Source organism: Stenotrophomonas sp. 3(2025) (assembly GCF_052665395.1).
This window is the reverse complement of the sequence record NZ_JBQOIF010000017.1, coordinates 46655-62503: the sequence shown is the minus strand read 5'-3', so window position 1 is coordinate 62503 and position 15849 is coordinate 46655. Positions and strand designations below refer to the sequence as shown.

Genomic DNA, 15849 nt, shown 5'->3' with positions numbered 1-15849 from the left:
CTTCGCACGAATGCGCCACAGCCTGTATGTGATGGCGTTTGCATTCGCACTCTCTGCCCCCGCCTGGGCGCAGGATGGCGCGTTGGAACTGGCCCAGGCCCGGCAGGCGGTGGACAAGGCCACCCAGGCCGACGCCGACCAGTACGCCCCGGACCTGATCGGGCTGGCCCGCCAAGGGCTGGAGCAGGCCCAGCGTGCCGCTGGCGACCGCCGCGAGCGCAAGAACGCACCGGCCCTGGCCCTGCGTGCCACCGTTGACGCCGATCTGGCCCGTGCCCGCAGCGAGGAAGCCATGGCGACCGCACAGCTGCAGCTGCGCCGCAACGAGGTCAACCAGCTGCAACGCCAGTTGTCGACCGGGGAGGACCGCCGATGAAGACCATCTCCGCGCTGACCCTGGCTACGCTGCTGGCCCTGCCGACGCTGGCCCTGGCCGCTGACAACCCGATGGTGGGCCAGCTGAGCCAGCGCCTGATGGCGATCCAGGCCAATCCGGACACCGCCGAACTGGGCGCCTTCGAGCGCATGCAGGCGCAGCAGGCCATCGCCACCCTGGAGAAGGCCAAGCGCCGTGACCAGGAGCTGGCCACCTACCTGGCCGAGCGCCGGGTCGAGATCGCCGAGACCGCCGTGCGGGCCGCGCTGGCCGCGCGCGAGGTCGATCGCCTGGAGCGCACCCGCGGCGACCTGCTGATCGAGGCCAGCCGCCGCGACGCCGCCCGCGCCCGCCAGGAAGCCGAACAGCTGCGCATGCAGGCGCAGATGCAGGCCGAAGAGGCCGAACGCCTGCGCCAGGCGGCCGAGGCCGAGACCCTGGCCCGCCAGGATGCCGAGAACGCCCTGACCAGCGTGGCCGGCAAGCAGCAGCAGCGCCTCAGCTCGGCCCAGCAGAACGCGGCCAAGCTGGCCCGTGAGGAAGCCGAGCTGGTGTCCGGGCAGAAACTGCCGGGCTCGAAGTTCGATGGCCGCGGCGAGGTCTTCACCTTTGCCGGTGACGCGTTTGCCGCCGGGGCCTCGAGCCTGTCCGGTGGCGCCCGCAACCAGGCCAAGGCCCTGGCCGAGTACGTGAACATCGGCAAGAAGGGCAGGATCCGCATCGAAGCCTATGACAGTGCCAATGGCGTCGGCCAGAAGCGCGCCGAGGCACTGCGCGACGCGCTGGTGTCGGCCGGTGTCGCCAGCAGCCGGATCCAGGTGGCCGGAAAGAAGGCCGCCTCTACCCGGGCCCGCTCGGCCGAGGTCGTCATTGCGCCGTAATTGATTGATATTGTTTGTTTTTCGTTGTGTTGAGTATTCAGCCTGAACCCCGCCTCGGCGGGGTTCGGTCTTTTTGCCGCAGGGGCTTGAACCCCGTCCAGAGCAAGCGTAGGGTCAGTTGTCCGGGACGCAATAACGCGGACCGGACGATGGGAGGGCCGGGCCGATGCAAGCAGGGCGCGAACCGCAGCAGACCGAAGTGCGCAGGCCAGTGCCGCACGTCGTTGTGGGCACCCATGTGGGCATCGACCGGCACTCCTCCATGAACAACGCCCCGTGCCTTGCGGCCGGGGCGTTCGTGTATCTGTCGAAGGAGGTCCATCATGTTTGAAGATCAGCCCCAGAGCGAGATCGACGCCCGTCGCGCGCGCGATCCGGAGTTCCGGGCACTCCATGACCAGCACCGCAAGTTGAACAAGAAGTGCATGGACGCGGAGTTGGGTGTACTCCCGATCGATGATGTCACCCTGGGTCGAATGAAGCGCGAGAAGCTGCTGGCCAAGCAACGCCTTCTGCGAATGTACGAAACACCGCTCGCAGCGTCGTCCCCCACGCATTGACGCACTCCGGTCGTGCCCGGAATGGCATGACCCGGCCATCGATGGCCCCGCCAGGCTCTCCTGACCTGGCAACGCGACGCCGCTGAACGCAGGCGTCGCGCCTAGGCACCACACGCGGTGGTGCCTAGGCCCTGCAGGCACGTCCCCCGATGCGGGCGGTACCGGTCTCCTCGTCGATCCGGGGCCGTCCGCATCCCCTTGGGCCGCCAGCCGAGCTGGTGGGCGCAGGAGGGGCCTGCGAGTGCCTGTGGGTGCCGACCGTTGGTCGGCACGCCCTACGCCTGACTTTCGTCGCCATCCGTCGGATAATCACCGGTCCGGCCCTGTGTGGCGCGAACCGAAGTCCCCCGAATGCCCATCCATTCTTCCGTCCTCGAACTCATCGGCCAGACCCCGATCGTCAAGGCCCAGCGCCTGGATGCTGGCGTCTGCGAGCTCTACCTGAAGCTCGAAAGCGCCAACCCGGGCGGATCGATCAAGGATCGCATCGGCCTGTCGATGATCGAAGCGGCAGAGAAGCGCGGCGACCTGAAGCCCGGCGCCACCCTGGTGGAAGGCACCGCCGGCAATACCGGCCTGGGCCTGGCGCTGGTGGCCCAGCAGAAGGGCTACAAGCTGATCCTGGTGGTCCCGGACAAGATGAGCCGGGAAAAGATCTTCAACCTGAAGGCGATGGGGGCCGAAGTGCGCCTGACCCGCTCGGACGTGGCCAAGGGCCACCCCGAGTACTACCAGGACCTGGCGAAGACCATCGCCGAGCAGACCCCGGGCGCCTACTTCGTCAACCAGTTCGGCAACCCGGACAACCCGGCCGCGCATGAATTCGGCACCGGCCCGGAGATCCTCGAGCAGATGGATGGCGATCTGGATGCCATCGTGTTCGGCTGCGGCAGTTCCGGCACCATGACCGGCCTGTCGCGCGCCTTCGCCACGCTGTCGCCGAAGACCGAGCTGGTGCTGGCCGATCCGGTCGGCTCCATCCTGGCCGAGTACATCAACGACGGCGTGCTCAACGACAAGTCGGGCAGCTGGCTGGTGGAAGGCATCGGCGAGGACTTCCTGCCCTCGATCTCCGATTTCAGCCGTGTGAAGAAGGCCTACGCCATCACCGACGCGGAGAGCTTCCATACCGCGCGTGAGCTGCTGGGCAAGGAAGGCATCCTCGGAGGCTCCTCGACCGGCACCCTGCTGGCGGCGGCGCTGAAGTACTGCAAGGAGCAGACCACGCCGAAGAAGGTGCTGGTGCTGGTCTGCGACACCGGCAACAAGTACCTGTCGAAGATGTACAACGACTACTGGATGCTGGACAACGGCTTCCTCGAGCGCCCGCAGCACGGTGACCTGCGCGATCTGATCCTGCGCCCGTACGGCCAGCGCGACACCGTCGTGATCGGCCCGAACGACCTGCTGACCACCGCCTACCAGCGCATGAAGCTGTATGACGTGTCGCAGCTGCCGGTGCTGGACGGTGACCAGCTGGTCGGTATTGTCGACGAAAGCGACGTGCTGCTGCATGTCTATGGCGACGAAGCCCGCTTCCGCGACCCTGTGGCCACCGCCATGGTCAGCAAGCTGGACCGGCTGGACGTGAAGTCGCCGATCGAGGCGCTGCTGCCGGTGTTCGACCGCGGGCAGGTGGCGATCGTGATGGACGGTGACACCTTCTTCGGCCTGATCACCCGGATCGACCTGCTGAATTACCTGCGTCGGCGCGTTCAGTAAGGCGTTTATCGCCGCAGATCGCTGCTGAATCCCGGTTTATCCGCGTCAAAGCTCGTTAAGGCCGCGCTGATAGAATCCCGCTCCTTCGACGGCGCCGGCCATCGGCGCCAATCAGGAAACGACATGTCCAACGCTTCTTCCCCGGACCGCGCGCTGGCGCTGGCCACCCTGGCCATCCATGGCGGCCAGTCGCCCGACCCGAGCACCGGCGCGGTGATGCCGCCGATCTACGCCACCTCGACCTATGCGCAGTCCAGCCCGGGCGAGCACCAGGGCTTCGAGTACTCGCGTACCCACAACCCGACCCGCTTTGCCTACGAGCGTTGCGTGGCCTCGCTGGAAGGCGGCACCCGCGGCTTCGCCTTCGCCTCGGGCATGGCCGCCAGCTCCACCGTGATCGAGCTGTTGGATGCCGGCAGCCACGTGGTGGCGATGGACGACATCTATGGCGGCAGCTTCCGCCTGTTCGAGCGCGTGCGTCGCCGCACCGCTGCGCTGGACTTCAGCTTCGTCGACCTGACCGATCTGGCGGCCTTCGAAGCGGCGATCACGCCGAAGACCAAGATGGTCTGGATCGAGACCCCGACCAATCCGATGCTGAAGATCGTGGACATCGCCGCGGTCGCCGCCATCGCCAAGCGCCATGGCCTGATCGTAGTGGTCGACAACACCTTCGCCTCGCCGATGCTGCAGCGTCCGCTGGAGCTGGGCGCCGACCTGGTGCTGCACTCGGCCACCAAGTACCTCAACGGCCATTCGGACATGGTCGGTGGCATGGTGGTGGTCGGCGACAACTCCGAACTGGCCGAGCAGATGGCCTTCCTGCAGAACTCGGTGGGCGGCGTGCAGGGCCCGTTCGACAGCTTCCTGGCACTGCGTGGCCTGAAGACCCTGCCACTGCGCATGAAGGCGCACTGCGCCAACGCGATGGCGCTGGCACAGTGGCTGGAAAAGCACCCGGCGGTGGAGAAGGTGATCTACCCGGGTCTGGCCTCGCACCCGCAGCATGAGCTGGCGGGCAAGCAGATGGCCGGCTACGGCGGCATCGTCTCGATCGTGCTGAAGGGTGGTTTCGAGGCGGCCAAGCGCTTCTGCGAGAAGACCGAACTGTTCACCCTGGCCGAGTCGCTGGGCGGGGTGGAAAGCCTGGTGAACCACCCGGCGGTGATGACCCATGCCTCGATCCCGGTGGCGCGCCGCGAGCAGCTGGGCATCAGTGATGCACTGGTGCGGCTGAGCGTGGGTGTTGAGGACCTGGGGGATCTGCAGGTGGATCTTGAGCGGGCGCTGGGGGCGCAGGCAGCCTGATGGGCATTCTCTCGGTCTTCGGCAAGCATCGCTCGCTGGCTTTCGAGCTGACCCAGCGCGAAGTGCTTGGCCGCTATCGAGGCGCCAGTTTCGGCCTGCTGTGGTCGCTGATCAGTCCGTTCCTGATGCTGCTGGTCTACACGTTAGCCTTCGGCTTCGTCATGAAGGGGCGTTGGCCCGGGTCAACCGGGTCGACCACGGACTTTGCCTTGATCCTGTTCGCCGGGTTGACCGTGCATGGCTTCTTTGCCGAATGCTTCACCCGCGCGCCGCAGCTGATCGTATCCAACACCGGGTACGTAAAGCGGGTGGTTTTCCCTCTGGATATCCTGGTCTGGAGCATGACCTTCTCGGCGCTGTTCCACCTGCTGATGAACATGGTTGTGCTGCTGCTGTTGCAGCTTGCTATCAAGGGCAGTATCCCGGTCACTGCAGCGCTTCTGCCGGTGGTGGTGGTGCCACTGGTGATCCTTACCGTCGGCGTAGGCTGGATGGTGTCTTCGCTCGGTGTGTATCTGCGCGACATAGGCCAGATCGCCGGCGTGATCGCCGCTGCGATGCTGTTCCTGTCCTCGGCTATCGTGCCGGTTGAATCGGTGCCGGAGAGCTATCGGATTGTCTTTGAACTCAATCCGCTGACCTTCATCATCGATCAGGTGCGCGAAGTGGTGATCTGGGGTCGATTGCCCAACTGGGGCGGCCTGGGTATCTACACCGCGATCGCATGCACGGTCGCACTGCTGGGCCATCGCATGTTCAACAAGTTGCGTGTGGGGTTTGCCGATGTGCTCTGAACGCGTCGAACAGGAAGTCGTGATCGAGGTACAGGGCGTGGGCAAGTCGTACCACATGTACGAGCGCCCCTCACATCGGCTTCTACAGGCGCTGGCGGGCAAGCGCAGGTCCTTCTACAAGGATTTCTGGGCACTGCGCGGCGTCAGTTTCTCGATACGCCGCGGACAGACCGTGGGCATTGTCGGCCGCAACGGCTCGGGCAAGTCCACCCTGCTGCAGATGATCGCAGGTACCCTCAACCCGACCGAAGGCCACATCACGGTCAAGGGGCGAGTGGCGGCGCTGTTGGAACTGGGCAGCGGCTTCAATCCGGAATTCACGGGGCGCGAGAACGTCTACCTCAACGCTACGATCCTTGGCCTTAGCCGGCCCCAGATCGAAGCGCGCATGGAGAGCATCCTGGCCTTCGCCGACATCGGAGAGTTCATCGACCAACCGGTGCGCAGCTATTCCAGTGGCATGTCGGTGCGGTTGGCATTCGCGGTGATCGCCCATGTCGATGCCGACATCCTGATCATCGACGAGGCGCTTGCCGTAGGCGATGCCTTCTTCTCGCAGAAATGCATGCGTTTCCTGCGCGAGTTCCAGAAGAGCGGCACCCTGCTGTTCGTCAGTCACGATGCGGCAGCGGTGACCAACCTCTGCGAGAGTGCGGTATGGCTGCAGAATGGCCAGATGCGCCTGTCCGGCACGTCGCAGGAGGTTATCGAGGCGTACATGACCGAACAGCATGTGGTCGGACGCCGCGAATCTGGTGCGGACGAGGTAGTGGTCGAACGGAAGCAGCGGCGCCTGGCTGGCGACGCCCCGGACTTCCGTCAGCAGGCATTGCTGGAGGCTGGCGCAAGCAACCGTATCGCGCTGTTCCAGTTCGACCCTGATAATGTCGGGCAGGAATTTGGTGCCCAAGGGGCACGCATCATTGATGTGGCGCTCACCGACGAAGATGGTGCGCCTCTGGGCATGGCCGAAGGCGGCGAGCTGGTGCGTCTGCGCATCCGCGTAGAGCTGGTGCAGGCGCTGGACAGTCTTATCGTCGGCTTCTACGTCAAGGATCGCCTGGGCCAGCGCCTTTTCGGCGACAACAGCTACTTCGCCTGCAAGGATGCGCCGGTAGGCGGCCTGCCAGGCGAATGCATTGCGGCCTCGTTCCTGTTCCGCATGCCGGTGATGCCTTCCGGCTCCTACATGATCGATGCAGCGGTGGCCTCCGGCGACCAGCACGACCACACACAGCAGCACTGGATCCATGACGCGCTGGAGTTCCGCGCGATCGACGAGACCATGCGGTTTGGCCTGGTGGGCTTGCCCATGCTGGCCATCGATGTCAACAAGGAATCCTGATGATCGAGTTTACCGGCGAACGTTTCGTACCCACCGAACACGGTGTGATACGCCAGGAGCATCTGCACCGGTACGCCTGGTGCCTGCCGCTGGTCGCGGGCAAGGATGTGCTCGACGTTGCCAGCGGCGAAGGCTACGGTAGTGCGATGCTGGCCGGCGTTGCGCGGTCGGTGCGCGGCGTGGATATTTCGCCCGACGCAGTCGCCCATGCGGCGGAGCGCTACGCCGATGTGTCCAACCTGCGTTACCTGCAGGGATCGGCGGCCGCTATCCCGTTGCCCGATGACAGCGTGGATGTGGTGGTGTCTTTCGAGACGATCGAACACCTGTACGAGCAGGAAGAGATGATGTCCGAGATCCGCCGCGTGCTGCGGCCGGATGGCGTGATGGTCATGTCTTCGCCGAACAAGGAGGTGTACTCCGATCGCGCTGGCTACCACAACGAGTACCACGTCAAGGAGCTGTACCTGCAGGAGTTCCAGGCATTGGTGGACCGCCATTTTCCCGCCTCGCGCCTGTGCGGTCATCGGATGTCGGTCTGCTCGACGATCACTTCGCTGGATGGGGGCCAGGACCAGAAGGTCTACCAGGCCCTGACCGATACCGGCGAAGGGGTAATGGAGCGGACAGCGGTCATTCCCGACGCGGTGTATTTCGTCGTTGTCGCTGCGGCCGCCCCGTCGCTGTTGCCGCAGCTGCCTGCATCGGTGCTGTATGCCGAAGCAGAGGATCTCTATGCGCATCACCACGAGGTGGCGCGCTGGGCGCAGGCCCAGGATGCCGAGATCGGCGAACTTCGTGAACACGTGGTGCGCGAGCAGTCGCTGGTGGCTGAGTTGCATGGGCAACTTGAGGTGTTGCGTGGACAGGAGCAGAGCCAGCATGCGCTGGCCAATTCGCTTCAAGCTGAACTGTCGGACGAGAGGGCCAGGGCCGAACGGCTGGAGGCTGCCATGGCCGAAATCTGGGCTGCACGCGCGGGCCTTCAACAACGGCTCAACGCAGTGACGGGTCTGACGGATGCAGCACGTCAGGCACTGCAGCAACACCATCAGCAGATCCAGCAACTGATGGAGCGTTCCGGTGTGAGCCATGGCGACGCTGTGCAGGTTCTGGGCGGCGGCGCAGACGCAGACGAAGTATCTGCTTTGCTGAAGTCCTACCGGGCCGAACTCGAGGGGCTTCAGCAGCTGACTACGTCGCTGATCAGTTCCCGATCCTGGCGAATTACCAAGCCGTTGCGGCTGGCAGGTCGTCTACTGCGCGGTGAATGGCGCACGGTGCTGCATTCACTGCGCGCATCCGGACTGGCGCGACACCCGCTGCTCAAGCCGATGGTGCCGATGGCCAAGAGGATGCTGCTGCGGCAGGAAGCCTCTGCGCCGGCGGAACTTGAAGGGCTGCTGCTGGACGAGGTGAAGCGAGATCCGCAGGCGATCCAGAAGGATGTGCGCTTTGCAGAGGTCGAAAATCCGGTCGTCAGCATCGTGGTTCCCACCTATGGCAACTACGAGCAGAGTCTGACATGCGTGGCGTCCATCGCCCGCGTTGGCGCGAAGGTGTCCTTTGAAGTGCTGGTACTGGAAGATGCATCAGGAGATCCCGGGATCGGTGCGTTGGCAACGATTCCCGGTCTCCGCTACCACGCTCATGCAAAGAACCTGGGTTTCCTGCGCTCCTGCAACGAGGCGCTGAGCTTGGCCAAGGGCCAGTATGTCTACCTGCTCAACAACGACACCGAAGTGCGCCCGGGCTGGCTTGATGCCCTGGTCGAAGTGTTTGACAGCCATCCCGATGCCGGTCTGGTGGGTTCCAAACTGGTGTATCCGGACGGACGGCTGCAGGAAGCTGGCGGTATCGTCTGGTCCGATGGCAGCGCATGGAACCTTGGTCGTCTGCAGGATCCGGCGTGTCCGGCCTACAACTACCTGAAGGAAGTGGACTATGTGTCTGGCGCATCGATCATGCTGCCGATGGCGCTCTTCCGAGAGCTGGGCGGCTTTGATGAGCACTTCGCGCCGGCTTACTACGAAGACACCGATATTGCCTTCCGCGTGCGCGCACGCGGGCTGAAGGTCTACATGCAGCCTGCATCGGTGGTAGTGCACTACGAAGGAGTTTCCAGCGGTACAGATGAAGGGAGCGGCGTAAAGGCGTGGCAGGCGGTCAATCGCGAAAAATTCCTTGCCCGCTGGAAGCCCACGCTGGAGCAGGACCAGTTCGCCAACGGCGAACACGTCTTCCTTGCGCGCGATCGCTCGCGCAGCAAGCGCCACGTGCTGGTGGTTGATCATTACATCCCGCAGCCGGATCGCGACGCGGGTTCGCGTGCGACCTGCCAGGTGATGCATACGCTGCTGCAGGAGGGTTGCCAAGTGACCTTCTGGCCTGCAAACGCCTACCTCGATTCGGTCTACGCCCCGCCGCTGCAGCGTATTGGCATCGAGGTGATGCACGGTGCGGATTGTGTCGGTGTGGACGGGTTCGATGCGTGGATGGCCAGCAATGGGCGCTACCTGGACGCGGTCATCCTCAACCGCCCACACGTATCGGCAGAACTTGTCGCCAGTGTTCGCCGGCACAGCAAGGCGACCTTGGTTTATTACGGCCACGACATCCATCATCTGCGAATGCAGCAGCAGTTGCAGTTGCAGCCGGATGCTGCCCTGGCACGCGAGGCGGATCGTTTCCGCGATTTCGAGCACGCGCTCTGGCGGGAAACCGACGTGGTGCTGTACCCGTCGAGTGACGAGACCTCTTACGTCCGCGACTGGCTTGCGAGAAACGCGCCGGACGCGACCGTTCGTGCGGACACCATCCCGCTCTATGCCTTTGAGCCGGTTGCCGATGCCGACGTGCCGGACGCGAAGGAGCGGCGGGATATCCTGTTTGTCGCAGGTTTTGCGCATGCGCCCAACGTGGACGCGGCGCAATGGTTCATCGACCAGGTCTTGCCACTGGTGCAGGCGCAATTGCCAGCGGTGCGCGTGAGCCTGGTTGGATCCAACCCGCGTCCGGAGATCCTGGCCATGGCGTCGGACAGCATCGACGTCACCGGCTATGTAAGCGACAAGGTGCTGGATGGTTGGTACCGCAAGGCTCGTGTTTCAGTGGCACCCCTGCGTTTCGGTGGCGGGGTCAAGGGCAAGGTGCTGGAGAGCCTGCGACACGGCCTTCCCTGTGTAACCACTTCGGTCGGTATGCAGGGGCTGGGCGAGGCAGCCACCTTCATGCCTGCCGCTGATGATGCCGTTGGCATGGCTGCGCATATCGTGCTGCTGCTGCAGGACGACGTACGGTGGCAGCAGGTATCGGACGATGGCCGCAGATTCATCACCCGCCACTATTCCGATGCTGCCCTGCGGCGCATCCTGTCCCAGGCCATCGCCGATCGCTGAGCATCCCGGACCCAGCCGGTGAACCACACCGGCTGGGCCTTTGTCCGAAGCCTTGCGGAAAGCGCGGGTGAGTGAACACAGGCTTTACGCTGCCGGTCGCATGCGTAAGAATGCGGCGTCTTCGCCTCGGTTGCTGGCGATCTCTAGGAGCATTCCATGCGGACTCAATCGCGTGCGCTGTGGGTCTGCGCACTGGTGCTGACACTGGTCGGCTGTTGTGACGAAGCCGGACGTCGACGCGCTGGCGCGGCCGGGACCGCCCCCGTAGTGCCCGGCCTGCAGGCTGCTGTGACCGATGCATCTGTTGCCGGAATGAGCCTGGTCCATGCAAGTGTGCAGGGTATGGTGGTTCAACCGAAGGTAATCAAGCTTGATTGCCGAGGTGCGGCCGGCTCGTCCGCCGAAGTGCGGGTTGTGTGGGCGTCCGAGGTCTCGGGCGTGTCATTTGTCAAAACCACTGTGGGAAGTCTGACCCAGGCGCCGAAGGTCTGGGTCGAGGGTGGCGCTGCGGGTGACGAGGTCACAGGGCCCTGGATCAATGACGGTTCCGAGTTGACCCTGAGTGATGGCAACGGTCGGATCCTGGCCACCATCCGTGCCACAGCTACGGCCTGCCCGTCGCCCTGACCGGGGCGGTCTGCACTACCTTTTCCCGTCCACCGGAGCTGTACCTTGAAAATGCCTGTCTTTGGATTCGGCGCGAGCCGTTTCGTGCTTGCGTCGCTGGTGGCAGCCTCGCATCTATGGTCAAACATGCCGCACGGCTACGCGGCCTATGCGGTGTGGGCATTCTTCGTGCTCAGCGGCTTTCTCATGACCCTGGTGTTGACGACCAAGTACGGTTTCGACGGGGCAGGGCTGAAGGCCTACGCGTTCAATCGTTTCATGCGCATTTTCCCGCTTTACTGGCTGGCTGCGATCATGGGCCTGCTCACGCTGTGGTACTACGGCAGCGTGGGAATCGATCTTCGCCCCATCAACGGTGAGTTCCACATGCCGCGCGGATTGCAGGATTGGGCCTATGTGGTCACCCTGTTCCCGGGCATCACCCGCGGTGGCCTTCCTGTGCCGGTCGCCAATGCATTGGCCATTGAAGTAGGGTTCTACCTTCTGATGCCGATGATGGCGACCTCCCGGGGCGCCGCTGTGCTCGGCGTGGTAATTGGCGCGTTGCTCAACCTGAAGCTGGGCATTCACCAGGACAGTTTCGGTGAGCGTTACGCCACGTTCCTGCCGTGTCTTCTGCCCTTTGCGGTCGGCGCGCTGGTCTGCCAGTACCGTGAATCGCTGACGCGCATCCGTATGCCGTTCATCAGTTGCGCGGTGTGGCTGCTGCACGGAGCAGTATGGTTCTTCGTTCCCAGCTGGCCTTGGGACTGGGGCCTGTACGTGTCGCTCCTGCTGTCGGCTTGGATGGTGGTATCGCTGCATCAACAGCGCGGTGGCAAGCTGGACAAGATGCTCGGTGACCTCAGCTATCCGGTCTACCTGATCCACACCACGGTGGCGGCCTGGTTCGTCTGTGCCTGCGGCTTTACCCGCCCGTTCACCACGTTCTTCCTGCCCGCTTTTGCAGCCACCGTTGCATTGTCATGGCTGATCGTCGTACTGATTGATCGCCCGCTTTCACGCCTGAAGCGCAAGCCGCCGGTGCATGTGGTTGAGGCGCATTAGAGAGAAGCTGCGCAGAAGCACGGGCATCGGACAACAAAATGCCGGCGCGGGGTTCCGCGCCGGCATTTTGCTTGCCTGCATGAGCTGACCCAGCGGGGTCAGTGTGCCGGTACAGCCGCCGGGCAGGGGGGCAGGTCGATCTGCTGCTGGCTGAGTACGCCCTGGCTGTCGGAGCGGACCAGTGACAGCACGGAGTGATCCGGCAACGCGTGTTCCACCGCAAGTGTCGTCTGCTGTGGCGTCGTGCTGGCCAGCATCGTGCGCTGTGCACCCACTGAATCCACCCACAACTGAGCGCCGAAAGGTGCCAGGTCCCGGGTATCAAACTGGATGCGAACCGGCTGTGCAGCAGTGCTGCCGGCGCAACCGCCAGCCATCGGAGTGACCACCAGCGTAGCCTCCGCTGTTGCCTGCATGATGCGTTGATCGAAACGCTGTTCCTGGACGGTGCCTGGCCAGAAACCAGGCACCGTGGCCAGTGACGGGTAAAGGCGATTGCGGATCTGGAACCTGTTGGAGAAGATGTTCAACTGCTTGTCCACCAGCAGCGAGATCAGTTTCACTCGCTGTTCCTCGGGGTAGCCGCATACGGTCATGATGTCCGGGCAGGCCTTCGGCGGGTTGCGCGGGTCGGTAGCCAGCCGTTGCATTGCCAGTGCGGTGTTCTGCCAATATGGAATCAGGTAGTGCGGCAGGTTCCAGTTGTAGACCGAGGCATGCCACTGGACGGTGAGCAGGCCGGCGATCATCAACATGATGGCGCCACGTTCGAACCGACCCGTCCTCGTCGACGCCGGTGGCGTGGCCCGGGTAAGACGATGATGGAACATCACCGCGATGGCCACCAGGTTGATCTGGTAAGACATGACATACCGTGGCTGGTGCAGGTAGTTCCAGTCGAACGCCGGCACTCTGCTCAGGATGATGCCGGCGGTCAGGGCATACGCCACCAGCATCAGGAACGTGGCCATGGCCAACGTGCGGTCGTAGGCACGGGCACGCCAGGCACCGAATACGGTCACCCAGAAGAACACCTGCAGGGCCAGCACCACAGCGGCACAGACCATCGCGGCCTTGCCGGTGGTGGAGGGAAAGCGTGAGGCAAGCAGTTGCAGATGCACCAGGCTGTCGGAGAAGGGGATCAACAGCCCGCTGAATGCGTCCGCGGTGAACAACGATTCGACCAGACCACGGCTGGGAAGCAGCACCGCCGATCCCGTGCCTGCATGCTGCGCGACCCACCACAGGAAAACACGCGCCAGAATGAGGCCGCCCACGCCGGCAGCGAGCATCCTGAGCTTGTTGCCGAGCGAGCAGGTGAGCAGCGGTACGCAGGCAAGCGCCGCGGCGATCACCAGTACCAGTGCGATCTCATCGGTGCACAACCCCAGCAGCAGGGTCGCCACAAGCACCAGCAGGGGTCTGGTCTTCCCCAGCTCGCCCATTACCAGCGAAAAGTACAGCGTGCCCAGCAGCAATGGGATGTACCCCAGTGTCGCCAGCGGCCATGTGAATATGTTGGAGCTGTTGAGCGACAGGCCAAGCGCGAATACCAGCCCGATGCATACCCAGGAGAACCCGTTGCGCAGGGGGTCAGCCTGCGGTTTGCGCGTCATTTCGCGGGAAATGGCCCAGCACCAGGCAATGCCGATGGCGATTCCGATCAACCCCTCGATACGGAAGTCCAGATCGAAATACTTGGTGTGGAACAGCAGCACCAGCTTCTGTAGTGGTTGCGCGTGATCTCCTGCGCCGCGCTGCATGAACAGATCGAAGAAGGTCAGCGAACCATCGAGATAGCGCGGCAGGAACTTCTCGAGGAAGTACCAGGCGTCCGATTGCACCAGCGGCGTGGCAACGGCGTCACTGTACAGCAGTGCATTTGCCGAAGCCACGATCACCAGCAGTATGCCGAAGGCGCGCAGAACCGCGGCCAACGGCTCTGTCACTGGAAACGACAGCGCTCTTTCGTGGCGCGAGGCACCTGTCTTCGATGCTGCATTCATGCGAACTGCCTCAGTGCCGCGTCGGCCGCCTCCATCACTGCATCCAGCTTTGGCTCAACACCGATCCACAGGGGCATGCGCACCAGCCGGAGGCTGATATCGTCGGTGACGTGCATGGCCGAGCCGGTGCGTCCATGGGAGATGCCGGCCGGGGAGGAATGCAGCGGGATGTAGTGGAATACGGACTGCACGCCACGTGCTTTCAGGTCCTGGATGAAGTTCGTCCGCGCCTCCAGCGAGGGCAGCAGCATGTAGTACATGTGCGCATTGTGGCTGCAGTGGGCCGGAATGGTCGGCCGTACCAGGCGACCTGCCGCCTCATGCGGTGCTGCCCAAGCATGATAGCGATCCCAGATGGCCAGTCGACGGGCGGTGATATCCTCGGCTGCATCCATCTGCGCGGCCAGGAAAGCGGCGGTGATCTCGCCGGGCAGGAACGAGGAACCCACATCCACCCATGTGTACTTGTCGACCTGGCCGCGGAAGAAGCGGCTGCGGTTGGTGCCCTTTTCGCGGATGATCTCGGCGCGTTCGGCGTAGGTGTTGTCCCGGCACAGCAACGCACCGCCTTCGCCGGAGATGATGTTCTTGGTTTCGTGGAAGCTGAGAGCGCCGAGGTCGCCGATGGTGCCCAGCGGTCGCCCCTTGTAGGTGGACATGATGCCCTGCGCGGCATCTTCGACCACGGCCAAGTCATGGCGTGCGGCGATGGCCAGGATTTCGTCCATTTCGCAGGACACGCCGGCATAGTGCACCACGCAGATGGCCTTGGTCCGCGGCGTAATGGCGGCTTCGATCAGCGTCTCGTCGATGTTCAGCGTATCCGCGCGGATGTCCACGAAGACCGGCACCGCGCCGCGCAGCACGAAGGCATTTGACGTGGAGACAAACGTGTACGACGGCATGATCACTTCGTCGCCTGCTTCAAGATCCAGCAGCAGGGCTGCCATCTCCAGTGCAGCCGTGCACGAGTGGGTCAACAGCGAAGCGCTGGCCCCGGTACGCTCGTTCAGCCAGGCGTGGCATTGTTTGGTGAAGGGACCATCGCCGCTGAGATGCCCATTGGCATGCGCATGGGTGATGTTGACCAGTTCCTGGCCAGTCATGAACGGCTTGTTGAAAGGAATCACTGCTGCTCCTGATCGTGGCTGGTGTTGGCCTAGCGCACGCATTCCATGATGTAGTGTGTATAAGGGACGAAAAGCATATCGCTTCTGATCTGCCCCATGACCGTGCCGAATTCCGCCTCAGCGAGGGCCTGGTAGGCAGATGGTGTGCGGATGTTCTGGCCGCGATCGCGTGCGATCAGGCTGTGGGCGATGGCCGACTGACCATCAACGTAGGCCCCGTCGAGCGAAATGAAACGGCCGCCCGGCTTGAGGGCGGCATGCGCGGTGTGCATCAGCGACCGTGCGTGTGAATCGTCAAGGTGATGAAGGATGCCTATGGCCAGCACGATGTCAGCCTTCTGCTGTTCGTGCCCGACCTCGTAGTCGGCCACGTCCATGCATTCAAAGCGCGCGCGATCACCAAAGCGTTTCCGGGCGGCGTCGATGTAGGGTTGGGACAGATCGAACCCGACGTAGCGAAGGCCCGCTGGCAGCTGACTGAATAGTTCGCCGGTACCGCAGCCGATATCGAGAACATGATCGCCCTGGCGGGGGCGGATATGATCGCGGATCAGCCGTGCACGGGAACGGCGGGCCCCCAGCAGGTTCTGCAGCAGGTCGTAGACCGCTGGGTGTGAAAGCACTGCGTGCAACCCATCGGTCTTCTGCGACATGG

Annotated in this window: 13 protein-coding genes; 10 read left to right on the top strand and 3 right to left on the bottom strand. The window is 63.6% G+C overall.

Going from position 1 to position 15849, the window contains the following annotated elements; genetic code table 11:
* Window positions 1-10 precede the first annotated feature (10 nt).
* From ACUXVE_RS13800 to ACUXVE_RS13755, 10 genes are all read left to right on the top strand, one after another.
* Window positions 11-376: a DUF4398 domain-containing protein gene (locus ACUXVE_RS13800; protein WP_445514601.1), complete on the top strand. Its 366-nt coding sequence runs from the start codon at window positions 11-13 to the stop codon at window positions 374-376.
* Window positions 373-1257 carry an OmpA family protein gene (locus ACUXVE_RS13795; protein ID WP_025878452.1) on the top strand — a complete coding sequence of 295 codons (885 nt, stop codon included), beginning with the start codon at window positions 373-375 and terminating at the stop codon, window positions 1255-1257. Before ACUXVE_RS13800 ends, ACUXVE_RS13795 begins: the two co-directional genes overlap by 4 nt.
* Window positions 1258-1580: 323 nt before the next feature.
* Complete coding sequence (locus ACUXVE_RS13790; RefSeq protein ID WP_093818802.1) at window positions 1581-1817, top strand: YdcH family protein; 237 nt, start codon at window positions 1581-1583, stop codon at window positions 1815-1817.
* 351 nt (window positions 1818-2168) lie between these two features.
* A complete protein-coding gene (locus ACUXVE_RS13785; protein ID WP_445514600.1) occupies window positions 2169-3539 on the top strand; it encodes a pyridoxal-phosphate dependent enzyme in 1371 nt (456 codons plus the stop codon).
* A gap of 123 nt (window positions 3540-3662) precedes the next feature.
* Complete coding sequence (locus ACUXVE_RS13780; protein WP_445514599.1) at window positions 3663-4847, top strand: cystathionine gamma-synthase; 1185 nt, start codon at window positions 3663-3665, stop codon at window positions 4845-4847.
* A complete protein-coding gene (locus ACUXVE_RS13775; protein WP_445514598.1) occupies window positions 4847-5641 on the top strand; it encodes an ABC transporter permease in 795 nt (264 codons plus the stop codon). The genes ACUXVE_RS13780 and ACUXVE_RS13775 overlap by 1 nt, the downstream gene beginning before the upstream one ends.
* Window positions 5631-6986, top strand: coding sequence for an ABC transporter ATP-binding protein (locus ACUXVE_RS13770; RefSeq protein WP_445514597.1), 1356 nt, complete (start codon window positions 5631-5633; stop codon window positions 6984-6986). Before ACUXVE_RS13775 ends, ACUXVE_RS13770 begins: the two co-directional genes overlap by 11 nt.
* Window positions 6986-10384, top strand: coding sequence for a glycosyltransferase (locus ACUXVE_RS13765; RefSeq protein ID WP_445514596.1), 3399 nt, complete (start codon window positions 6986-6988; stop codon window positions 10382-10384). The genes ACUXVE_RS13770 and ACUXVE_RS13765 overlap by 1 nt, the downstream gene beginning before the upstream one ends.
* 156 nt (window positions 10385-10540) lie before the next feature.
* Window positions 10541-11011, top strand: a complete 471-nt coding sequence (locus ACUXVE_RS13760) for a hypothetical protein (RefSeq protein WP_315830328.1) — start codon at window positions 10541-10543, stop codon at window positions 11009-11011.
* A 51-nt stretch (window positions 11012-11062) separates the two neighbouring features.
* Window positions 11063-12058: an acyltransferase family protein gene (locus ACUXVE_RS13755; RefSeq protein ID WP_445514615.1), complete on the top strand. Its 996-nt coding sequence runs from the start codon at window positions 11063-11065 to the stop codon at window positions 12056-12058.
* 98 nt (window positions 12059-12156) lie between these two features.
* On the opposite strand, the gene ACUXVE_RS13750 is transcribed toward ACUXVE_RS13755, so the two are convergent.
* The 3 genes from ACUXVE_RS13750 to ACUXVE_RS13740 form a co-directional block, all read right to left on the bottom strand.
* Window positions 12157-13995, bottom strand: a complete 1839-nt coding sequence (locus tag ACUXVE_RS13750) for a hypothetical protein (protein WP_445514595.1) — start codon at window positions 13993-13995, stop codon at window positions 12157-12159.
* A gap of 65 nt (window positions 13996-14060) precedes the next feature.
* Window positions 14061-15194, bottom strand: coding sequence for a dTDP-4-amino-4,6-dideoxygalactose transaminase (gene rffA / locus ACUXVE_RS13745; protein ID WP_445514594.1), 1134 nt, complete (start codon window positions 15192-15194; stop codon window positions 14061-14063).
* Between the two features lie 29 nt (window positions 15195-15223).
* The gene (locus ACUXVE_RS13740; RefSeq protein WP_445514593.1) at window positions 15224-15847 is read right to left on the bottom strand and encodes a class I SAM-dependent methyltransferase; all 624 of its coding nucleotides are present in this window, start codon (window positions 15845-15847) and stop codon (window positions 15224-15226) included.
* Between the last annotated feature and the right edge of the window lie 2 nt (window positions 15848-15849).